The following is a 21,275-nucleotide window of genomic DNA, read 5'->3' as shown; positions in this document are numbered from 1 at the left end:
CCTCTAGCGAAACCTCAGGGCGGTCGGGCCCTGCACCTTCGAACCGCGACGCTGCTTCGCGGGCATCGCGGCCAGCTTCTCGCGCAACTCCACAGCGTAGCCCGCCAGCGCCTCGACGAGGTCGGGCACGGAGGCGTGCGGCGGCTGAACGTCGACCCGCAGGCCGAACTCGACGGCGGTGTCGGCCGTCTTCGGCCCGATGACCGCGACGACCGTGCGGGCGTGCGGCTTGCCGGCGATGCCGACCAGGTTGCGCACCGTGGACGACGACGTGAAGAGCACCGCGTCGAACCCGCCGGACTTGATCGCGTCGCGAATGTCGGCCGGCGGCGGCGCCGCGCGGACCGTGCGGTACGCGGTGACGTCGTCGACCTCCCAGCCGAGCTCGGTGAGCCCGGCGGCGAGCGTCTCGGTGGCGATGTCGGCGCGGGGCAGCAGCACCCGCCCGACCGGGTCGAGGATCTCGTCGTGCGGCGAGAACTCGGCCAGCAGGCCCTCGGAGGACTGATCGCCGGAAGGGATCAGCTCGGGCACGATGCCGAAGCCGCGGACCGCCTCTGCGGTCGCCTCGCCGATGCAGGCGACCTTGACGCCGCCGAAGTGGCGAGCGTCGAGGCCGTGCTCGGCGAACTTCTCCCACACGGCGCGCACGGCGTTGACCGAGGTGAAGACGGTCCAGGCGTACCGGCCGTCGACCAGGCCCTTGATGGCGCGTTCCATCTGCGCCGGGGTGCGCGGCGGCTCGACGGCGATCGTCGGCACCTCGCACGGGATGGCGCCGTAGGCGCGCAGCCGCTCGCTCATCGCGCCGGCCTGCTCCTTGGTGCGCGGCACCAGGACCTTCCACCCGTACAGCGGGCGGTTCTCCCACCAGCCGAGCTTCTCGCGCTGCGCGACACCGGCGCCGAGGCACAGCACCACGCGGCCGGCGAAGCCGAGCGCGGCGGCGACCATGCTGTCGACGGTGGAGGCGGAGCTGTACTGCGTCTCGCCGGTCCCGTCGCCGGTGATCGACACGGGCGTCGCCGGGTCGACCCCGGCGGCCAAAAGCCCGTCGCGGACGCCGGCGAGGTCGCCGGCGTCGACGGCGAGGGCGGAGGAGCCGCGGGACACTGCGGCGGCGACGGACTCGAAGTCGACGGACTGCACGTCGTCGACGTCGGCGGTCACGCGCACGCCCGGCAGCGGCACGCCGGCGTAGGTGGCGACACCGGCGGCCTGCCCGATACCGGGCACGACCTCGAACGGCACCGCGGTGCGGGCGACGGCCTGCACCTCTTTCAGCACGGTCTCGTGCGCGAGCGGGTCTCCGCCGACGAGGTGAATGGCACGAAGGCCGGAACGGGCCGCGGACAACAGCACCTTGGCGACGTCGCCCGGGGCCCCCTCGGCCGGGCTGAACTGCGCCTCCGGGTCGGCCTCCGCGCGGATCGCGGCGAGCAGCGGCTCGGGTACGTTGCGGTCGTAGACGACGTGGTCGGCGGTCACGAGCGCCTCATGGGCGCGACGGGTCAGCAGGCCGGGGTCGCCGGGGCCGGCCCCGACGAAGGCGATCCGGCCGGTGCCCTTACGGGTGCGGGTCATGCTGCACTCCCAGTGCGTTGTCGGCGCCTTCTTCGCGTAGGTCGCGGGCCAGGGCTCGGCCCACCTCCGCGGCGTCGGCGAGCGTTCCGGTGCGCGAGAGCCGGAGGGCGAAGCCGCCGTCCGGGCTGAACACCGCACCGCGCAGATAAATCTCCGGCCCTTCGTCGCCCTCGGCGACCTCGGCCAGCGCCGCGATCGGGGCGGAGCAGCCCGCCTCGAGCTCGGCCAACAGCGCCCGCTCGGCGGCAACCGCCGCGCGGGTGTATTCGTCGTCGAGCGCGGCGAGCACCTCGCGCAGCTCGGCATCGTCCTCACGGCACTCGACCGCCAGCGCGCCCTGCGCCGGTGCGGGCAGCATCAGCAGCGGATCGAGCACCTCGGTCGCCTCGGCGCCGCGCCCGAGCCGGGCGAGCCCGGCGTGCGCCAGCACAATGGCGTCGAACTCGCCCTCGGCGAGCTTGCGCAGGCGGGTGTCGACGTTGCCCCGCAGCGGTACCGCATGCAGGCGCCGCCCCAGCGCGTTGATCTGCGCAATGCGCCGCAGCGCCCCGGTGCCGATGCGGGCGTCGTCGGGCAGCTCGTTGAGCGTCAGCCCGCCGCGGGCGACCAGCGCATCGCGCGGGTCCTGCCGCTGCGGGACGGCGGCCACCACGAGCCCCTTGGCGGTCGCGGTCGGCAGGTCCTTGTACGAGTGTACGGCGAAATCGATCTCGTTGGCGAGCAGCGCGTCACGCAGGGCGGAGACGAACACGCCCACGCCGAGCTGCTGGATCGGCGCGCTCGAGCGGTCGCCCGACGTCACGATCTCGACCAGCTCGACGTCGCGCCCGGTGCGCTCGCGCACGGCGTCGGCGACGGTCGTCGACTGCGCCATGGCCAGCGCGCTGCCCCGGGTGCCCAACCTCAGCGTCACGGATGCACCTCGGAAGCCTCGGAAGGATTGATCTCGGAAGTCGGAACCTGCAGATCGAACAGCTCACGCAGCGCCTGAGCATAAGCCTCGCCGCCCGGTGCCGCCGCCAGTTGGCGCACACGGACGGTCGGTTGGTGCAGCAGCCGCTGGACGATCCGGTGGATGCTGTGCGACACCTCGGCGCGGGCCTCGTCGGACAGCTCGGGGCAGCGCTGGGCCAGCCGGCGCAGCTCGGTCTCGACGACCTCGTCAGCGCGGGCCCGCAGCGCGGCCACTGTCGGGGCCACGTCGGCGCCGCGCAGCCAGGTCAGGAACGCCTCGACCTCGGCGGCGACGATCTCCTCGCCGGCACGCTCCTCGGCGTCGGCGGTCGTCGACAGCGACTCGGACAGCAGCTCGATGTCGACCACCGTCACGCCGGCCAGGTCGCGCACGGCCGGCGCGACGTCGCGCGGCATCGCCAGGTCCAGCACCAGCAGGTCGCGCTCGCCGGCCGTGCCAAGGGCCCCCGAGACCAGCGGCGCGTCGAGCACCGGCTCCGGCGACGCGGTGGCGCTCACGACGACGTCGACGCGCTCGAGCAGCGTCGGCAGCTCGGCGAAGGGCACGGCCTCGGCGCCGTGCAGCTCGGCCAGGCGCTCGGCCCGGGCGTGGCTGCGGTTGGTCACGTAGAGCGGCGAAGCGCCGGCCCGCCGCAGCGTCGCCAGCGACAGCGCGCCCATGGCGCCGGCGCCGATCACGAGCGCGGGGCGGCCCTCGACCGGCGCGGTGGCGCCCTGGCCGTAGGCGAGGGCGGCGCTGACGACGCTCTGCCCGGCCCGGTCGATCTCGGTCTCGGCGTGGACCCGCTTGCCGACGCGCAGCGCCTGCTGCAGCAGTTCGTGCAGCAGCCGGCCGGCGGTGCCCTGCTCGCCGGCGGCGCCGTAGGCGTCGCGGAGCTGGCCGAGGATCTGCGCCTCGCCGACGACCATCGAGTCGAGGCCGGCGGCGACCCGGAACGCGTGCCGGACGGCGTCGACCTCGTAGTGCACGTAGAGCCGGGGCGCGAGCTCGTGCATGGCGATCCCGGCGCGGGCGGCGAGCGCGCCGCCGATGTCGGCGAGGCCTCCGTGGAACGCGGTGACGGCGGCGTAGATCTCCACCCGGTTGCAGGTGGACAGGACCACGGCCTCGTCGACGTACTGCTGTCCGACGATCTCGCCGAGCACGCCGGACATCTCGCCCGGGTTGAGGGCGAGCTTCTCCAGCAGCGCAACCCCTGCGGTCCGGTGGGAAAGTCCCACGACCAGCAGGTTCGCGTTCTTGCTCACGTTCCCACCGCCTTCTGCGCCGTCGGCAGCGCGGTGAGCGCTGACTTGCGGTGCTCGTGGAAGGACAGGATCTGCAACTCGATCGCCAGATCGACCTTACGCACGTCGACGCCGTCGGGAACGTTCAAGACGCACGGTGCGAAGTTCAGGACACTCGTGACGCCGGCCGCCACCAGGCGGTCGGCCACGTGCTGGGCGGCGTGTGCCGGCGTGGCGATCACCGCGATGGAGATCGACTCCTCGGCCACGACCTCGGGCAGGTCGTCGATGTGCCGCACGACCAGGCCGTTGATGTGCTCCCCGACCCGGCCGAGGTCGGCGTCGAAGAGCGCGGCGATGCGGAAGCCACGGCTGCCGAAGCCGGCGTAGCCGGCCAGGGCGTGACCGAGATTACCCACACCGACGAGCGCGACGGCCCGCCGCTGTGTGAGGCCGAGCACCTGCTCGATCTGGTCGATCAGCAGCGTGACGTCGTAGCCGACGCCGCGGGTGCCGGTGCGGCCCAGGTGGGACAGGTCCTTGCGGAGCTTGGCGGAGTTGACGCCCGCGGCCGCGGCCAGACCCTCCGAGGAGACCGTGTCGTGCCCGTCCTCGGCGAGGTGGTGCAGGGCACGCAGGTACTCCGGAAGCCTGGCGACGGTCGCCTCCGGCAGGTCCGGAAAGTCCGGTCCGTCCGTTGGGCCGGTGCGCTGCTGGCTCATGAGTCTCCGAGACGACGACTGGTTGCAAGGCCGCTTGCCGGGCCGGTGACCAACGCGGTTACCGCCTGTGCTAGCGGGGTTCGTCGTTGCAACAGAGTAGGCGCTTGTGAAGCCGTGCACAAATCGCGATCTTGAAGACTCAGCACCCACCACGCAGAGGTCAGCGCCTGCACGTGTGTATCGCGGGCCTGAGAAATGCCCCCACGGCACGTCGTGCCCCCTTTCTCCGACGCGGTCGGCAGCGAGCGAGCGTTGTGGCCAGTATCACCGCAATTCAGGCATTCGCCCCACCCGACACGCTGTATTTTCCTCGCCGCCCCAGCGTGGTCGGCGTCGTTCAGCGCCGCCGTCCGTCGCGTACGTAGGCAGACTACACGTTTTCCCAGTAGGGTTGCCCCTACCATCAAGTGGCTGGACCGCGGGATGGGAGGCAGGGGGCCTGATGCCTAGCGTCGATGACATGACGACGACCATCACCCCGCTCGGCCCGGGCCGCTTCTCCCGCATCTTCCGCCAGCTGGGCATCGACACGCAGTACGTGCTGCTCGGCTTCCCCCTCGGCCTCATCACCTTGGTGCTCTGCATTACCGGCTTCGCCGTCGGCGTGGGCCTCATGGTGACGGTCGTCGGATTCCCGATCCTGTTCGCCACGATCTTCCAGGCGCGCGGCTTCGCCACCCTGGAACGGGCCCGGGTCGGTCCGGTCCTGCGCCGGCACCTGCCACACCCGTACTACAAGCGGGCCGAGCCCGGCGCCGGCTTCTGGCGGCGCACGTTCGTGCCGCTCAGCGACGGGCAGTCGTGGCTGGACCTGCTGCACGGCGTGCTGCGCTTCATCCCCAGCACGATCGCGTTCTCGTTCGTGTTGACCTGGTGGGCCGGCGCCCTGGGCGGGCTGACCACCGTGCTGTGGGACTGGTCCATCCCCCGCCCGCCGGACAACAAGGACCTGCCGGAGCTGCTCGGCCTCGGCTCGGGCACCGACCTGCGGGTCGCCTTCTACACCGGCATCGGCCTCGTCTTCGCCCTCACCCTCGTCCCGGTCGTGCGCGCCTCCGCCCTGCTCGAGGCGTGGTCGGCCCGCGCACTGCTCAGCGGCGTCAACGAGCTGCGCGAGCGGGTCGTCGAGGCCGAGCGCAGCCGCGACCGGGCCCGCGCGCAGACCACCGCCGCGGTGTCGGCCGAGGCGACCGCCCTGCGCCGGCTCGAGCGCGACATCCACGACGGGCCGCAGCAGCGCCTGGTCCGCCTCGCCATGGACCTCGGCCGCGCCGACCTGCAGTTCGACAACGACCCGACGGCCGCCCGCGCCACCGTGGCCGAGGCGCTCGCACAGACCCGCGAGACGCTCGAGGAGCTGCGGGCGCTGTCGCGCGGCATCGCGCCGCCGATCCTGGTCGACCGTGGCCTGCGCGCCGCGCTGACGGCCCTGGCGGCCCGCTCGATCGTCCCGGTCGACTTGGAGCTGCCCGAGGTGGGGCGGCTGCAGACCCACGTCGAGACGACCGCGTACTTCGTCGTCGCCGAGGCGCTCACCAACGTCGCCAAGCACAGCCACGCGACGGAGTGCAAGGTCACACTGCAGCGCTCGGCGTACGGGATGCTGGTCACCGTCGAGGACGACGGCATCGGCGGCGCGAGCCTGGCCAAGGGCCATGGCCTCAACGGCCTGGCCGACCGCGTCCGGGCGGCCGGCGGCGAGCTGACCGTCACGAGCCCGGTCGATCAGGGCACCAAGCTGGTCGCCATCCTCCCGATCTGAAAGCGTCGTTGGCGCGCGCCTCCGGCGCGGACGCGCCGGGGGGTTCCCACCCCGGACCCCCCACGCCCGCTTCGCGGGCACTGCGTTCCTGTCGTCGTCGCCTACGATCGGCGGGTGCGGGTTGTCGTTGCTGATGATGCGGTACTGCTGCGCGAGGGCCTCGTGCGCCTGCTCACCGAGAGCGGCCACGAGGTCCTCGCCGCCGTCGGGGACGGTCCGAGCCTGGTGGAGGCGGTCGTCGCCCACCGGCCCGACGTGGCCATCGTGGACGTGCGGATGCCGCCGTCGCACACCGACGAGGGCCTGCGCGCCGCCGTCGAGGCCCGGGCCCGGGTGCCCAAGACCCCGATCCTGGTCCTGTCGCAGTACGTCGAGGTCTCCTACGCCGACGACCTGCTCGCCGACCGGGCCGGCGCCGTCGGGTACCTGCTGAAGGACCGCGTCTCCGAGGTCGCCGAGTTCCTCGACGCGATGGAGCGGGTCGCGGGCGGCGCCACGGTCCTGGACCCCGAGGTCGTCGGCCAGCTGCTCGTGCGCCGCCGGCGCGACGACCCGCTGCGCAGCCTCACCCCGCGCGAGCGCGAGGTTCTCGGGCTGATGGCGGAGGGGCGCTCCAACACCGCCATCGCCCGCAAGCTCGTCGTCACCGACGGCGCGGTCGAGAAGCACGTGAAGAACATCTTCACCAAGCTCGACCTGCCGCCCGACGATGAGCAGCACCGCCGGGTGCTAGCGGTGCTCACCTATCTGCAGGGCTAGGTCGACCGCCTCGACCAGCGAGAACGCCACCGGCAGCCCGGTGGCCCGCAGCAGGGCGGTGTCGGTGAAGCCGCCGGCGTAGAGGACCGCCGACGCGCCGACCGTGCGCGCCGCCTCGCCGTCGTCGACCGAGTCGCCGACCAGCACCACGTCGGCCGGGTCCAGCGCCAGCGCGTCGAGGTGGCGGCGCAGGTACTCCGCCTTCTTGTGCCCGCCGACCGTGCCGGGCAGGCCGTCGACGCGCACCAGCCGGGCGCCGATGCCGTGCCGCTCGACCTCCACCAGCAGCTCGTCGTGGAAGAACATGGACAGCAGCGACTGGGTGCCGGTCCAGCGTTCCATCGCCTCCAGCGCGTCCGGCACCAGCCGCACCTCGTCGATGCGCTGCCGGTACGCGTCGTGGAACGCGTCGTCGAGCAGCTGGAACTCCACCTGCTCGACCGGGCGCTCCAGCACGTGGGCGTAGTAGTCCAGGATCGGCCGCCGGAAGTCGCGTCGATGGTCGTCGGCGGTGATCACCGGACCTCCGACGGTGGCCAGGCAGACGTTCGTGGCGTCGACGACAAGCTTCAGGTCGTCCAGGAGGGTCCCGTTCCAGTCCCAAACCAGGTGCTTCACCCGGGTTAGGTTAGCCCCAGGTCGTTGCGGAGCCGGTCCTCCTCGACCCGCCAGTAGCCGTGCTCCTTGCCGTCCAGCAGCAGCACCGGGATGCGGAAGCCGTACTCCTCCTCGAGCGCGTCGTCGCCCTCGATGTCGACCTCCGCGAACGGCTCACCGACGCGCTCCAGCACCGCCTTGGCCTCCTCGCACAGGTGGCAGCCCGGCCGCGTGTACAGCACGAGCCTCATCGCAGCACCCCCTTACGCACCTTGCCCGTAGCCGAGTGTGGCAGCTCGGTGACGAACTCCACCGCGGTCGGGCACTTGAACCGGGCCAGGTTGCGCTCGCAGTGCGCGATCAGCTCCTCGGCGGTCACCTGCGAGCCCGGGCGGCGCACCACGACGGCCTTGACGGTCTGGCCGGTGTACGGGTGCGGCACGCCGAGCGCCGCCGCCTCCACCACCTCCTCGTGCGCGGCGAGGACCGACTCGACCTCGTGCGGGTACACGTTGAAGCCGCTCACCAGGATCAGCTCGCCGAGCCGGTCCACGATGAACAGGTCGCCGTCCTCGTCGGCGTAGGCGACGTCGCCGGTCGCCCACCAGCCGTCCTCCTCGGGCGCGTCAGCGCCGTCCGGCCAGTACCCCAGGAAGAAGTTGCGGCCGCGGGCGACGATCTCGCCGGGGTCGGTGGTGCCGTCCTCCTCGTCGGGCTCCACGTCCTCGCCGTCGGCGTCGACCAGGCGCACCTCGACGCCCGGTATCGGCCGGCCGATCGAGCCCGGCTTGATCGACGGGCTCGCCAGGGTGCTGGTGAGCACCGGTGCGCCCTCGGTCAGGCCGTAGCCCTGGTGTACCGAACGACCGGTCGCCTCGGTGAAGCGCCGTTCGGCGGCGTGGTCCAGCGGCGAGGCGCCGCACACCGCGAGCCGCACGCCCGCCCAGGCCGTCGCGAGGCGATCCCCCATGAGCGACCAGGCGATGTACATCGGCGGCACCCCGACCACGCCGGTCACGCCGTGCCGTTCGATCACCTCGAGCGAGTCGGCCGGGTCGAAGCGCTCCACGAGGACGCCGCACGCGCCGTGGTAGGCCACCGCGCCGAGCCCGGAGTTCAGCCCGTAGGCGTGGAACAGGGGCACGGCCAGCAGCAGCACGTCGTCGGGGGTCACCGGCGGCGGCTCGATGCGCTCGAGCTGCTCGTGGTTGGCCAGCAGCGCGCGGTGCGGCAGCATGGCGCCCTTCGGCGCGCCGGCGGTCCCCGACGTGTAGAGCAGCACCGCGAGGTCCTCGCCGCCGCCGACCGCGGGCTCGGCCTTGCCGCCGGCGAGCAGCTCGGCGAGGTTTCCGCCCAGGGTGTACCGCACGGGCGGCGCCTGGTCGGCCACCGCGCTGAGCACCGGGCGGGTCGCGACCAGCACGGCGGCGCCGGAGTCGGCGAGCACGTGGCGCAGCTCACGGGCGGTGTAGGCGGGGTTGACCGGCACCGCGATGAGTCCGGCCCGCAGCACGCCGAAGAACACGGCGGCGAACTCGGGCACGTTGGGCAGCGCGATCGCGACGCGGGGCCGTCCGCGCTCGTCGGCGGCCAGGCCGAGTGCGGCGAGGCCGCCGGCGACCGCGTCCACCTGGCGGTCCAGCTCGGACCAGGTGAGCACGGCGTCGTGCGATCGCAGGGCGGGTCGAGTGCCGCCGGCGGAGGCGGCTCGCCGCACCAGGTCGGCGAAGTTCGTAACGTCCTGCACGGTCGACGAGTCTTGCACAGCCGGTGGCGGATCACGCAGTGGTGAGGGTGAGACGCGCGGCGATGAAACATCACCCGTCACCAATCACCCTCTCCCGTGGCATGGTGCCTCCTGCGGTTGAGCCGGGGACGTGCACCCCCGGCCCGCCGACTGAGTAAACCTTCGTCCGTTCGTGTGTGAGGCACGAGTAGCCCATCAGCAATAACGCCGCGGTTACGTCCCGTTTCGCCGTTTTTCCGGCATGCCGTACTGCGTGTCGCGGCGGCGTGACGGACAGCATGTGCGCCGACGGGCATCGATCCGTGGGAAGAATGTGCCCTCACGCCAAGAGCCGCCAGCACGCGGGGGACGCCGGACCTGTCACGACCGAACGTCGACTCACCCCTTTTTGCGAGTCGACACCCCTCACCCCGAGGAGGCCGAAGTGCCCGCGATAGCCGTCTTCGTAGTGGTTTGCGACGCATGAGCGGTTACCAGGACGTGTTCGAGGCGGAGCACGCACTCGCCGGTGGGCTGTCGATGCTGCGCGACATGTTCAGCACGGTCATCCGCGGCGAGGCAGGGAGCACGCCCCGCACCCGCGGGCGCCCACACACCAACGAGGCACCGGCGCGCCCGGGCCCGGCCCCGAACGTGCGACCCAACGCCGGGATGAACGGCAAGCCCTTCGGCGGCGCCGGCGCGGGCCTGCTCGGCGAGGAGACCGTGCCGATCCCGACCCAGATCCTCGGCGGCGCCCGCACGGACACGCTGACCGAGACCGGCCCGCGCGAGCCGGCCCCGCCGCAGCCGACGCGCCCCGAGCGCGGCGACCCGGCCGCCGAGGTCTGGGCGCTCATCGAGCGGGCCCAGGCCGGCGACGGCTCGGCATTCGGGCTCCTCTACGACCGGTACTTCGACACGGTCTTCCGGTTCGTGTACTTCCGGGTCGGCAACCGCCAGCTCGCCGAGGACCTGACCGCCGACACGTTCCTGCGCGCGCTCAAGCGCATCGGCAGCTTCACCTGGCAGGGCCGCGACCTCGGTGCCTGGCTGGTCACCATCGCCCGCAACCTGGTCGCCGACCACTTCAAGTCCGGCCGGTACCGGCTGGAGGTCACCACCGGCGACGTGCTGGACGCCGACCGCCCGGACCGGGGGCCCGAAGGCAGCCCCGAGGCGGCGGTCATCGACCACATCACCAACGTGGACCTGCTCAAGGCCGTCAAGCAGCTCAACCCCGAGCAGCAGGAGTGCATCGTGCTGCGGTTCCTGCACGGCTTCTCCGTCGCGGAGACCGCCCAGACCATGAACAAGAACGAAGGAGCCATCAAAGCGTTGCAGTACCGTGCGGTCCGCGCGCTCGCCCGGCTGCTGCCCGACGGATTCCAGGCGTGACCGCTGTCACCCCCGGTTGCAGTGCCCCGGCGGGCGCCGTAACCAGCCGCCGCCATGCACCGTTGGTCCTGGTGCGACCGTCGGCATGGCGCACGGCGGCCGCGGTGGCCCACCATCCCGCTGCCCTGCCGCGCCTGAGTGACGCGATCAGCGAAGGGGGGTGCCTCAGGTGACTGGCTCCGTCTTCCACCGTCGACGGGCTGAGCGGTTCGCCCAGCTTCTCGACGAGGCCGCAGGGGCAAGACGGCACCGCACGAGGACCACGTTCGACGACTCCCTGGCCGACCTGGTGTCGGTCGGGCGGCGGCTCGGTGAGCTGCCGATCAGGGTGGAGGCACAGCAGGAGTTCCGCGACGGTCTGCGGGCCATGCTCATGGCCACGATCGAGCGCGAGGGCATCGGTACGACGGCGAAGGAGGCGGCGCCCGACCCGCCGCGCCGGCTGAGCCTGCGCTCGCTGCGCCGCCCCGCGGGCAGCCGGCCCGCCGTCAGCCGCCGCACCCGCACCCGCGGCGCGATCCTGGTCGGCCTCGCCGCCGGCACCCTGGCCCTGTCCGGCATGTCGGCCGCGAGCGGCGACGCCGTCCCCGGCGACGCGCTCTACTCCGTCAAGCGGTCCACCGAGAAGGCCCAGCTCGCGCTGGCCGGCTCGGACATCAGCAAGGGCCAGCTGTACCTCGAGTTCGCCCGGACCCGCCTCGACGAGGCCCAGGCCGTCAAGGAACCTCCCAGCCTCTCCTCGGTCCTCGACGACATGGACGGCGAGACCCTCGAGGGCGTGCGGCTGCTCACGGCCAGCGCCGTGACCCGCAGGGACACCGCGGCGCTCGACGCGATCGACGGCTTCGTGCACAAGCAGCGCGGCGCCGCCGAGAAGCTCAAGGCCTCCGCGGCCGGCGACGCCCGCAGCCGCGCCACGAGGTCGCTGACCCTGCTCGAGGAGATCGAGCGGCGCTCCAAGGCGCTGCGTCCGCTGGTCAGGTGCGGCGCGACGGCGGTGACGGCACCCGACCGCTACGGCCCGGTCCCGATCAGCGGCGCCTGCAAGATCCCGAACAAGTCCGGCGGCACCGGCTCCACCGGCAGCCCGGTGCCCAGCGCCCCCGTACAGAGCACGCCGACCGGCCAGAACGGCATTGCCCCGTCCGGCGCGACCGTGGACTCCTCGGCCGCCGAGTCCGCTCCCGCCTCCCCGAACGCCGGCGCCGGCGCCGGCGAGCCGACCCCGGCACCCTCGACGACCGAACAGGGCGGCCTGCCGAACTGACTGCTGCACTGATTCAACCTCGCGACACGTCCGCGACATGACAGGGCCCGGTCAGCGTCACCGGGCCCTGTTGCTGTTCGATGCCGGTACGGTTGGTCAGTCGCGTCACGTTGCCGGCGTCGCTTCTCGACCCCACCAGTCTTCTCGACTCCGCCAGCCGAAGGGAGCACAGAATGCCGATCCGCCCCTCAGCGCTGCGTCGCCGACGCCCGAGCGGCCGCATCGTGGTGTCCGCCGCCGGCTGGGCCGCGGCCGAGGTCGAGGCCGCCTTGGAGATCCCCGCCGACCCGGCGGCGGCCGCGTTCTTCGACGTCGACAACACGATGATGCAGGGCGCGTCGATCTACTACTTCGCCCGCGGCCTGGCCAAGCGCAAGTACTTCACCAGCCGCGACCTCGCCCGCTTCGCCTACCAGCAGGCCCGCTTCCGCCTGCTCGCCTCCGAGCACGCCGGCACCGTCTCCAGCGCCAAGTCCACCGCCCTGGCTTTCATCGCGGGCTGGAAGGTCGAGGAGATGGAGCGCCTCTGCGAGGAGATCTTCGACGAGCTCATGGCCGACCGCATCTGGTCCGGCACGCTCGCCCTCGCCCAGCTGCACATCGACGCCGGCCAGCGCGTCTGGCTGGTGACCGCGGCCCCCGTCGAGCTCGGCCGCATCATCGCCGCCCGCCTCGGCCTCACGGGCGCGATCGGCACGGTGGCGGAGATCGAGGACGGCGTCTACACCGGCCGCCTCGTCGGCGACCTGATGCACGGCCCGGAGAAGGCCTCGGCGATCACCACCCTGGCCCTGGCCGAGGGCCTGGACCTGACCCGCTGCGCCGCCTACAGCGACTCGATCAACGACGCCCCGATGCTCTCGACGGTCGGCTACGCGGTGGCGGTCAACCCGGACCCGGCCCTGCGCCGCGAGGCCCGCAAGCGGGGCTGGGAGATCCGCGACTTCCGCACCGGCCGCAAGGCCGCGAAGATCGCCGTCCCCGCCGCCCTGGCAACCGGCGTGGTGATCGGCGGCGTGGCCACCTTCACCGCAATGCGCCGACGCCGCCGCCGCACCCCCACCACCTGACGTCGCCTCCCTCTCCCCCGCTCTGCCGCCCCACCCCCGCACTCCAGGCCACCGCTTCTCCCCGGGCGCGCCCCGGCAACGCGCTGGTCATTTCGACATGTCGGGCGCTCCGCGCCACGACATGTCGGATTTATACCCTGACAGGAGATAAGTCGTCGTAAGGTAGCTCACCGGACGTTGGCGACGGGCAATGCGAGTGTCGAGAGACCGGCGATCAGGAAACCTCGGCGCGAACGACATTTTTGTCTCCACGATCATGCGTTTTTGGTCCTGTCGAAGGGGTCACAGCAGGCCCGAAAACGCATGATCGTGGAAAGAAAACGCCGGGGCGACGTCGCTAGTGGACGTTCAGGGCGGCCAGCGTGGAACGGGCCGCTCCCAGCACGGCGGGCTGGGCGGCTTCGGGGTCGCGCTCACCGCCGTACTGGATGACGAGCACCACGTTCGAGCGCTGCGCGACGAGCACCACCACCGCGCGGTCCATCAAGGTCGTCGTGCCTTGTGGGTTGCCGGCCAGCCAGGCCTGCTCGCCGACGTCGTCGACCCTGCGGCCCTGGCCGCGCATCTGGGACGCGAGGTCCTTGGCGCGCGACCTGGCGTCGGCCGAGCTCGAGCCGAGCACGGCGTGCCGGGCCTCCATCGTCACCTTCAGGTCACCCTGCGGTACCGCATAAACGCACTCCTGCGACAACCGCCCGTCCTCGGTGTGCTCGCGCGGGGTCGCACCGAGTGCGGTGCCGTACTCCCCGGCGAAGACCTGGCAGGCGTCGGGCAGGCGGTCCACCGTCGACACCCCGGGCCACCACGGCTGGTTCCACGGCACCGCCACACCCGCTATCAGCGGCACGAGCACCACCGCCGACGCCGCCGTGGTGATCATCGACCACACCGGGCGGGTCCGGCCGGAGCGGTACACGCGCAGGGCGGCGACGGGGTCGTCGTCCAGCGGCGGCGCCTCCGGGCCGCGGTCGGCCAGCGTCACGGCGCCGCCGCTGAGCGTGGCCACCGCCGCGCGCAAATGCTCCGGCGGCACCGAACGGGGCACCGGCGCCGACAGCGGGCGGAACCGCCGCGTCCACCGGGTCCCGTGCGGGTCCCACGCGTCGGCGCTCGCGCCCCGCGGATCGGGCGACACGCACAGGCGTCGCCCGGCATCGTCCAGCCAGATCAGCGGGATCTCGTCCCACGGCACCGTCACCAGGCGCCGCCGCCGCCGCAGGTGCACGCCGTTGCGGTCCAGCCGCGCCGGCGCGCTGGTCAGGTGCCCGAGCGCCGCAATCAGGCCGGCGATGACCGGCGCCGCCGCGACCACGGCCACGATGACGATGAGCGCGACCAGCCGGGCGCCCTCGGCGCCGAGCACCAGCGCGTAGCCGATCAGCGCGGCGGCGACCGCGAGCGGCAGCAGCAACCGCAGCAGGCGCCCGCCGTCCGGGCGCAGGACCAACTCGTCGCCGACCAGGCTCGTCACACCGCGCAGTGTAGGCGAGATCGACGACCGCCAAGGCCCCGTCGTCCCGCCCGTGCGGACAGGAACGCGGCGAAGCCGTCGGCGCACGACTACAGGAAAGGGCCGATCAGGCCCGTGCGGGACAGGAACGCGGCGAAGCCGTCCTGCTCGACGCTCGACGTGCGGTCGGTCGCGGCGGCTAGGACCTCGGGCGGCGCGTCGGCCATCGCGACCGAGCGGCCGACGACGCCGAACATGGCGACGTCGATCGGCATGTCGCCGAACGCGATCGCCCGCTCCGGCGCCGCGCCGAGCTCGAGCAGCGCCCGGCGCACGCCGCTGGCCTTGTCGACGCCGGCCGCCGTCACCTCGACGGCCTGCGCGCTCGCCCTGGTCAGCGACACGCCCGCGGCCCCGGCCAGGCCGGCCATGAGGTCGACCGCCTCGAGGCGCGGGTGGACCAGGGCCATCGCGCAGGCGGGCGTGGCGAGCACCGCGTCCAGGTCGCACACCTCGGTCGGGCCGAAATGCCTGGTGTGGCGGGTCGCGAGGTACCGCTCGGTCATGCGCCAGCGGCCGCCGTCGTAGGTCGCCACGCCGATCTGTGGCCAGCGGGCCAGCGCGACGGCGGCGAGGGCCTCGATCGCCGCGGGGGGCAGGTCCTCGCGCCACGCCGTCGTCTCGCCGTCCGGCCCGACGCCGATCGCGCCGCCGCAGCAGACGCTGAGGGACAGCAACGGGCGCAGGGGCTCCAGCGCGCGCAGGCCCGCCGGTGTCCGGGCGGTCGCCGCGACCAGCGGGATGCCGAGCTCGAACAGCAGGGCCGCGGCGCGCAGGGTGGCCTCGCTGACCGTGCCGTCCCGGCGCACGACCGTGCCGTCCAAGTCCGTGACGACCGCCGACACGCCCGTCATCAGGCGGAGAAGGCGTCCGGCCGGCGTTCGAGGAGTTTGTACAGCGTCTGCTGGATCGTCTCGCGGACCTGGTCGGCGAGGTTGAAGACCACCATCGGGTCGTCGGCGGAGTCGACGTACTCCTCGGTGGGGATCGGCTCGCCGAACTCGATCATCCACTTGCTCGGCAGCGGGATCAGCCCCAGCGGGCCCAGCCACGGGAAGGTGGGGGTGACCGGGAAGTACGGGGCGCCGAGCAGCCGGGCCAGCGGGCGGATGTTGGCGATCAGCGGGTAGATCTCCTCGGCGCCGACGATCGACACCGGCACGATCGGGGTGCCGGTGCGCAGGGCCGCCGAGACGAAGCCGCCGCGGCCGAAGCGCTGCAGCTTGTACCGCTCGGCGAACGGCTTGCCGATGCCCTTGAAGCCCTCCGGGAACACGCCGACGAGCTCGCCCTCCGACAGCAGGCGCTCCGCGTCGGGGTTGCAGGCCAGCGTCGCGCCGGACTTGCGGGCCACCTCGGACAGGAACGGCATGCGGAAGACCAGGTCGGCGCCGAGCAGGCGCAGGTGGCGGCGGGCCGCCGTCTCGTCGTGCACGGCGACGGAGAGCATGAGGGCGTCGAGCGCGAGCGTGCCCGAGTGGTTGGCCACGACCAGCGCGGGGCCCTCCTTCGGCATGTGCTCGGCGCCGAAGACCTCGGTGCGGAACCACTGCTTGTACAGCGGCCGCAGCATCGGCAGGAACACGCTGTCGGTCAGGTGCCGGTCGAAGCCGAACTCGTCGATCTCGTATTCGCCGGTCAGCCGTTCGCGCAGGAATGCAAGCGCGCCGGCGACCCGGTCGTCCCACACATCCGGGAGACCAGGGTCACTCATCGCCACTCTCCAACGCGGCCCGGGCCGCACGCGTCCTGCGGAAGCCATCGAGCAGGGCCTGCTCGACCGACCGAATCGTATCCGCGGGGAGCAGCTCGCGCTCGCGACGGCTGCGCACGAACTCGCCGAACGCCTCGGCGGTCGTGCGCGGCGTGAAGCCGAACTCGCGGATGAGCTTGCCGGTGTCCACGACCCGTCCGTGCACGAAGAGGTCGAGCTGGTCGAGCGTGACGCCGGCGCGGCCGAGCCCGGCCAGGACGTTGAGGCCCGGCTCGAGGATGGGCATGGTGACGCGGCCCGCCCGGCGCACCGCCTGGGAGAGCGTCAGCGTGCCGCCGCCGGCCACGTTGTACGTGCCCGGGTGCTCCTCGGTGACCGAGCGCACCAGCACCTCGAACGCGTCGTCGACGTGCAGGAACTGCAGCCGGGGGTCGCGGCCGAACACGGTCGTCACGACGGGCTGGGCGAAGTACCGCGTCAGGCGGGTGTCCACGGCGGAGCCGATGAACGGCGCGAAGCGCAGCACCGTGGCCGCCACGTCGGGGCGCCGGCGACGGAAGCCGCGCACGTAGCCCTCGATGTCGAGCACGTCCTTGGCGAACCCGCCCCGGGGCACCTCGCGCGGCTCGGTGTCCTCGGTGAAGATCGCCGGGTCGCGGAAGGAGGCGCCGTAGGCCGCGGTCGACGAGCGCACGATCAGCTTGCGCAGCCGCGGCGCCTGCTGGCAGGCGGCGAGCAGCTGCATCGTGCCGATGACGTTGAGCTCCTTCATCGCCGCGCGGCCGCCGTGCTGGTCGGTCGCGGTGGCGACGGCGAGGTGGGCGACCGCCTCGACGCGGGCGTCGACCATCACCCGCAGCACCCCAGGGGTGCGCAGGTCGATCTGGTGCAGGTCGAGCTTGGGGCCGGCCGCGGAGAGCACCTCGGCCAGCGCCCCTACGGGCGCCGAGGTGTCCAGCGCGACCACACGACGGACGCGCTCGTCGGCGGCGAGCCGGGCGGCCAGGTGAGCGCCCAAGTAGCGGCTCACTCCGGTCACCAGCACGACGCTGGGCGGCGCGTTCACGTCGGCCCCTCCGCTTCGCTCCGGACCGCTCACGCGACTCCGATCGCGACAGAAGCCATGAACAACCGGGCGGCCCGGCCCCCGCTGGAGGGGCCGGCCACCGAGTGACGAGCCGGAAGGCTACTTGCCGAGACGACGACGCTGGACGCGGGTCTTGCGCAGCAGCTTGCGGTGCTTCTTCTTGGCCATACGCTTGCGGCGCTTCTTGACCACCGAGCCCATACGAGCATCTCCTCGATACAGCGGAACGCGTGCCATTGCTGGCACGCCAAAGACATGGTTAGCCGTTCAAGGGTAGCCGTACCGCTGCTGGATCGGAAAACGACCCCGCTATGCGGTCTCACGGAACGCTTCGCGAAGGTACGCATCGACCGCATGTTCGGGCACCCGAAACGACCTTCCCACGCGGACGGCGGCGAGGTCACCGGCGTGGACAAGGCGGTAGACGGTCATTTTCGACACCCGCATGAGGGTGGCCACCTCGGCCACGGTGAGGAACCTGACCTCGCCCAGCCGGCCTTCGGTGGTGTGTGGCGTGCTCGACATCGCAACCTCCGACCAGCGTGCTCGCCCATACGCTCGGTTCAGCCGACCCGGACCGAGCGTTACTCAATCAGCGTGTTACCAGTACGGTAACGGTACTGCTGTGACTTGCACCCCCGGTTCGTCGGAATCTTTGCCAGAGACTTGATCATTCCGTTCGGAGCGCAACGACGGGGTCAAGGCGGCCCGCGCGCTGTGCGGGTACCACTCCGAAAATGATCCCGACGCCCGCCGACACCCCGAACGCGAGCGCGAGCGACCACCACGTGATCGCGGCCGGCACCGGCGACAGCGCGGCCACGATCAGGGCCGCACCGATGCCCAGCGCCATGCCGATGAAGCCGCCCAGCGTGGTCAGCAGCACCGCCTCGAGCAGGAACTGCACCCCGATGTCGCGCGGGCGGGCGCCGACGGCCTTGCGCAGCCCGATCTCCTTCGTGCGCTCCCGCACCGACACGAGCATGATGTTCGACACCCCGACCCCGCCGACGAGCAGGGAGATGCCGGCGATCGCGGCGAGCACGCCGGTCAGCACGCCGAGGATGTCGCCGAGGACGCCCAGGATCTGCTCCTGGGTGACGGCGCTGAACTGGGTGCCCGGATGCCGGCGGCTGAGCTCGGCGATAATCCGCGCCGACAGGTCGCCGATCTCGTCACGGTTGGGCGCCTTGACCGCGATGCCGTCGACGCGGTTGGTCGACAGCAGCCGCTGCGCGGTGGTGATCGGCACGTGGACCTCGTTGTCACGGTCGATGCCGAGGCTCTGGCCGAGCTGCTCGAACACCCCGATGACCCGGAAGCGCACGCCGGCGATCGTCAGCTGCTGGCCGACGGCGTCGCGGTCGCCGAAGAGCTTGTGCGCCACGCTCCAGCCCAGCACCGCGACCCGGCGCTGGGTGTCGACGTCGGAACGGGTGAGGTACGTGCCGCGGGCCAGGTGGCGAACGAAGACCTGCGGCGTGGTCTCGATGACGCCGTTGATGCTGGCGAACGTCTCGGTGTTGCCGGCCGCCACCGTCTCGCCCGACGCGACGGTGACGGCGACCCGGCCGCGGTCGCCGACGATCTTCGACACGGCGTCGACGTCGGAGAGGTCCATGCGCGAGACCGAGGGCGCCGAGCCGAGGTTGACCTCACCTGGTACCACAATGAGCAGATTCGAGCCGAGGCCCTCCACCTGCTGCTCGATCTCCTGCTTGGTGCCCGTGCCGATGGCCACCAGTACGACGACCGCGGCCACGCCGATGATCACGCCGAGCATGGTGAGCGTGCTGCGCAGCCGGTTGGCCCGCAGCGCATCGACCGCGACCCGCCACGCCTCGGCCAGCCTCATGAGACGATCTCGCCATCGCGCATGACGATCTGCCGGTCCGAGCGCGCGGCGACCTCGCGGTCATGCGTGACGATCACCAGCGCGACGCCCTGCGAACGGTTCAGCTCCTCCAGCAGGGCGAGCACCGCTTGGCCGTTCTTCGTGTCGAGGTTGCCCGTCGGCTCGTCGGCCAGCAGCACCTGCGGGTCCGTGACCAGCGCCCGGGCGATCGCCACGCGCTGCTGCTCGCCGCCGGAGAGCTGGTTGGGCCGGTGGTCGAGGCGATGGCCGAGACCGACGCGCTCCAGCATCGCCACCGCGCGCCTGCGACGTTCGCTCGCCCTGATTCCGCGGTACACCAGGGGAAGCGCCACATTGTCCACCGCGCTCGTGCGGGCGAGCAGGTGGAAGGACTGGAACACGAAGCCGATGGTCTCGTTGCGCAGCCGGGCGAGCTCGTGCGGGTCGAGGCGCGCCACGTCGCGCCCGCCGATCAGCAGCCGGCCCGACGTCGGGCGGTCCAGGCCGCCGAGCAGGTGCATCAGCGTCGACTTGCCCGAGCCCGACGGCCCGATGATCGCCACGTAGTCGCCCGGCTCGACGGTGAAGCTCACGCCGCGCAGCGCCGGCACGGTGACCCCGTCCAGCGCGTAGTGCCGCGCCACATCCTCAGCGACCAGCGCCGCCGTCATCGAGGAAGTTCCATGCCCTGCTTGACCTTGTCGGTGCCGCGGACGACGAGCTGGTCGCCGTCGGAGACGCCGCTGATCACCTGCACCCGGTCCTGCCCGGCCACGCCGATGCTGATCGGCTGCTGCACCGCCTTGCCGGCGCGGACCAGCCAGACCACGTCCTTGCCGCCGACGTTGAACACGGCGGCGGCGGGCACGGTGACCGCGTTCTGGATCGAGCGGACCTGCAGGTGGGCCACGGCGTTCATGCCGGGCCGCGGCGCGGGTGCGGCCCGGCCGTCGTCGTATCGGCCGGCGCCGAGCCGCAGCCGCGAGCGGTAAGCGACGCCGCCGCGGGCCGACGTGGTGGGCAGCACGTCGGCCGAGGTCACGGTGGCCTCGTAGGAGGCGCCGGGCGCGGCGTCGAGCTCGACCCGCGCGGTCACGCCCGGCTGCACCAGCAGCACGTCGGTCTCGTCGACCTCGGCCATCAGCCCGAGCTCGGAGACGTCGACCACGGTCAGGATGGGCGTTCCCGCCGACACCCGGCCTCCCAGGGGTACCGCGGGATCCACGCCCGGACCGGCGGCGCCGGACCCGCCCGTGGGCGCCGACGTCGGCACCTGGCCGCCGGACGCCGCGCCGAGCAGGTCGCCGATCGACGGCGCGCTCGCCGCCGTCGTGCCGCCCAGCTGGACCACGCCGGCGACCGGCGCGCGCAGGGTGAGCTGGTCGACCGTGGACTGCGCCAGGTCGTAGGCGGACTGGGCCTGCGCCCGCTGCGCCTGGGTGAGCGCCGCCATCGCCTGCGAGATGCTCGCGAGGCCGCGCTGGACGCTCTGGATCACGGCGCGCGCGGAGGCGGCCGCCTCCTGGTACGTGCGCTCGGCGAGGTCGATCTGGGCGGTCAGCGTCGAACGTAGCGCAGCGTCGGCAATCTGCCCGGCGGCCGTCCGCGCGTCGGCGAACGCCTTCGCGGCCGCGTCGTCGGTCCTCTTCTGCTGCGCCGAGAGGTTCTTGACACCGACGCTGCCGCCGCCGGAGCGCTTGAGCGCGTCCAGGGCGTCGCCGGCCTCCTTGAGCCACTGCTGCGCCGCCGGCGAGTCGATGACGGCGAGCACCTGGCCGGCCGCGACGGTGTCGCCCGGCTTGACGCTCAGGCTCGTCAGCGTGCCGTCGGCGGCCGCGGTGAGCGTTGCGGCGGCGCGGGCGGTGACGGTGGCCGGCGCGTCGACGACCTCGACGACGTCGGCGCGACCGGCGTTGCCCACGCCGATGCCGGAGTCCTGACCGGTGCAGGAGGCGCCGGTGAGGGATACGAGGACGAGGATGGCGACGGCCGTTGTTCGCGGGGGGACGCGATGCACGCTGG

General features: G+C 72.6%; 19 protein-coding genes and 2 pseudogenes. 5 read left to right on the top strand and 16 right to left on the bottom strand.

Annotated features, from left to right (window positions below; translation table 11 throughout):
- Positions 1-3: 3 nt before the first annotated feature.
- Genes ABD901_RS10735 through ABD901_RS10720 form a run of 4 tightly spaced genes read right to left on the bottom strand, consistent with a single transcriptional unit; the run spans position 4 to position 4,508 of the window.
- On the bottom strand, positions 4-1,584 hold the full coding sequence (locus ABD901_RS10735; protein ID WP_345123956.1) for a bifunctional uroporphyrinogen-III C-methyltransferase/uroporphyrinogen-III synthase: 1,581 nt from the start codon (positions 1,582-1,584) through the stop codon (positions 4-6).
- Complete coding sequence (gene hemC, locus ABD901_RS10730; protein WP_345123953.1) at positions 1,568-2,497, bottom strand: hydroxymethylbilane synthase; 930 nt, start codon at positions 2,495-2,497, stop codon at positions 1,568-1,570. Before hemC ends, ABD901_RS10735 begins: the two co-directional genes overlap by 17 nt.
- Positions 2,494-3,807, bottom strand: a complete 1,314-nt coding sequence (locus ABD901_RS10725) for a glutamyl-tRNA reductase (RefSeq protein WP_345123950.1) — start codon at positions 3,805-3,807, stop codon at positions 2,494-2,496. The genes hemC and ABD901_RS10725 overlap by 4 nt, the downstream gene beginning before the upstream one ends.
- Positions 3,804-4,508 (bottom strand): redox-sensing transcriptional repressor Rex, encoded by a 705-nt coding sequence (locus ABD901_RS10720; RefSeq protein WP_345123948.1) that lies wholly within the window; start codon positions 4,506-4,508, stop codon positions 3,804-3,806. Before ABD901_RS10720 ends, ABD901_RS10725 begins: the two co-directional genes overlap by 4 nt.
- A gap of 460 nt (positions 4,509-4,968) precedes the next feature.
- On the opposite strand from ABD901_RS10720, the gene ABD901_RS10715 reads away from it, so the two are divergent.
- A complete protein-coding gene (locus ABD901_RS10715) occupies positions 4,969-6,270 on the top strand; it encodes a sensor histidine kinase (protein ID WP_345123946.1) in 1,302 nt (433 codons plus the stop codon).
- A 114-nt stretch (positions 6,271-6,384) separates the two neighbouring features.
- On the top strand, positions 6,385-7,029 hold the full coding sequence (locus tag ABD901_RS10710; protein WP_345123944.1) for a response regulator: 645 nt from the start codon (positions 6,385-6,387) through the stop codon (positions 7,027-7,029).
- Here the strand turns inward: ABD901_RS10710 and ABD901_RS10705 are convergent.
- The 3 genes from ABD901_RS10705 to ABD901_RS10695 are packed head-to-tail and all read right to left on the bottom strand — an operon-like array spanning position 7,000 to position 9,373.
- Positions 7,000-7,647, bottom strand: a complete 648-nt coding sequence (locus ABD901_RS10705) for an HAD family hydrolase (RefSeq protein WP_345123942.1) — start codon at positions 7,645-7,647, stop codon at positions 7,000-7,002. The two genes, ABD901_RS10710 and ABD901_RS10705, sit on opposite strands and share 30 nt — an antisense overlap.
- Before the next feature lie 5 nt (positions 7,648-7,652).
- On the bottom strand, positions 7,653-7,877 hold the full coding sequence (locus ABD901_RS10700) for a glutaredoxin family protein (protein WP_345123940.1): 225 nt from the start codon (positions 7,875-7,877) through the stop codon (positions 7,653-7,655).
- A complete protein-coding gene (locus ABD901_RS10695) occupies positions 7,874-9,373 on the bottom strand; it encodes an AMP-binding protein (RefSeq protein WP_345123938.1) in 1,500 nt (499 codons plus the stop codon). The genes ABD901_RS10700 and ABD901_RS10695 overlap by 4 nt, the downstream gene beginning before the upstream one ends.
- Positions 9,374-9,892: 519 nt before the next feature.
- On the opposite strand from ABD901_RS10695, the gene ABD901_RS10690 reads away from it, so the two are divergent.
- The 3 genes and pseudogenes from ABD901_RS10690 (at position 9,893) to ABD901_RS10680 (ending at position 13,087) form a co-directional block, all read left to right on the top strand.
- Entirely contained in the window at positions 9,893-10,750 is an 858-nt protein-coding gene (locus ABD901_RS10690) for a sigma-70 family RNA polymerase sigma factor (protein ID WP_380139823.1), read from the top strand.
- Between the two features lie 160 nt (positions 10,751-10,910).
- Positions 10,911-11,786, top strand: a pseudogene (locus ABD901_RS10685) (DUF5667 domain-containing protein); the annotation flags it as partial.
- A gap of 404 nt (positions 11,787-12,190) precedes the next feature.
- Positions 12,191-13,087, top strand: coding sequence for an HAD family hydrolase (locus ABD901_RS10680; RefSeq protein ID WP_345123934.1), 897 nt, complete (start codon positions 12,191-12,193; stop codon positions 13,085-13,087).
- A gap of 337 nt (positions 13,088-13,424) precedes the next feature.
- Here the strand turns inward: ABD901_RS10680 and ABD901_RS10675 are convergent, their stop codons facing one another.
- The 9 genes and pseudogenes from ABD901_RS10675 to ABD901_RS10635 all read right to left on the bottom strand — a co-directional run bounded on the left by ABD901_RS10675 (position 13,425) and on the right by ABD901_RS10635 (position 21,270).
- Complete coding sequence (locus ABD901_RS10675; RefSeq protein WP_345123932.1) at positions 13,425-14,558, bottom strand: hypothetical protein; 1,134 nt, start codon at positions 14,556-14,558, stop codon at positions 13,425-13,427.
- Between the two features lie 89 nt (positions 14,559-14,647).
- Positions 14,648-15,451: an HAD family hydrolase gene (locus ABD901_RS10670; RefSeq protein WP_345123930.1), complete on the bottom strand. Its 804-nt coding sequence runs from the start codon at positions 15,449-15,451 to the stop codon at positions 14,648-14,650.
- Positions 15,451-16,392: a lysophospholipid acyltransferase family protein gene (locus ABD901_RS10665; RefSeq protein WP_380139825.1), complete on the bottom strand. Its 942-nt coding sequence runs from the start codon at positions 16,390-16,392 to the stop codon at positions 15,451-15,453. Before ABD901_RS10665 ends, ABD901_RS10670 begins: the two co-directional genes overlap by 1 nt.
- Complete coding sequence (locus tag ABD901_RS10660) at positions 16,304-17,377, bottom strand: NAD-dependent epimerase/dehydratase family protein (protein WP_345123926.1); 1,074 nt, start codon at positions 17,375-17,377, stop codon at positions 16,304-16,306. The genes ABD901_RS10665 and ABD901_RS10660 overlap by 89 nt, the downstream gene beginning before the upstream one ends.
- A gap of 120 nt (positions 17,378-17,497) precedes the next feature.
- On the bottom strand, positions 17,498-17,599 hold the full coding sequence (locus tag ABD901_RS10655) for a 30S ribosomal protein bS22 (RefSeq protein WP_007465623.1): 102 nt from the start codon (positions 17,597-17,599) through the stop codon (positions 17,498-17,500).
- A gap of 108 nt (positions 17,600-17,707) precedes the next feature.
- On the bottom strand, positions 17,708-17,923 hold the full coding sequence (locus tag ABD901_RS10650) for a helix-turn-helix domain-containing protein (RefSeq protein WP_345123924.1): 216 nt from the start codon (positions 17,921-17,923) through the stop codon (positions 17,708-17,710).
- 145 nt (positions 17,924-18,068) lie between these two features.
- A complete protein-coding gene (locus ABD901_RS10645; protein WP_345123921.1) occupies positions 18,069-19,253 on the bottom strand; it encodes an ABC transporter permease in 1,185 nt (394 codons plus the stop codon).
- Positions 19,253-19,924, bottom strand: a pseudogene (locus ABD901_RS10640) (ABC transporter ATP-binding protein); the annotation flags it as partial. The gene ABD901_RS10645 and the pseudogene ABD901_RS10640, both read right to left, overlap by 1 nt.
- Entirely contained in the window at positions 19,921-21,270 is a 1,350-nt protein-coding gene (locus ABD901_RS10635) for an efflux RND transporter periplasmic adaptor subunit (protein ID WP_345123919.1), read from the bottom strand. The gene ABD901_RS10635 and the pseudogene ABD901_RS10640, both read right to left, overlap by 4 nt.
- Positions 21,271-21,275: the final 5 nt, after the last annotated feature.

Origin of the sequence: Dactylosporangium darangshiense, from assembly GCF_039537565.1 — a bacterium.
Lineage (GTDB): Bacteria > Actinomycetota > Actinomycetes > Mycobacteriales > Micromonosporaceae > Dactylosporangium > Dactylosporangium darangshiense.
This window is presented reverse-complemented; position numbering and strand designations above follow the sequence as displayed.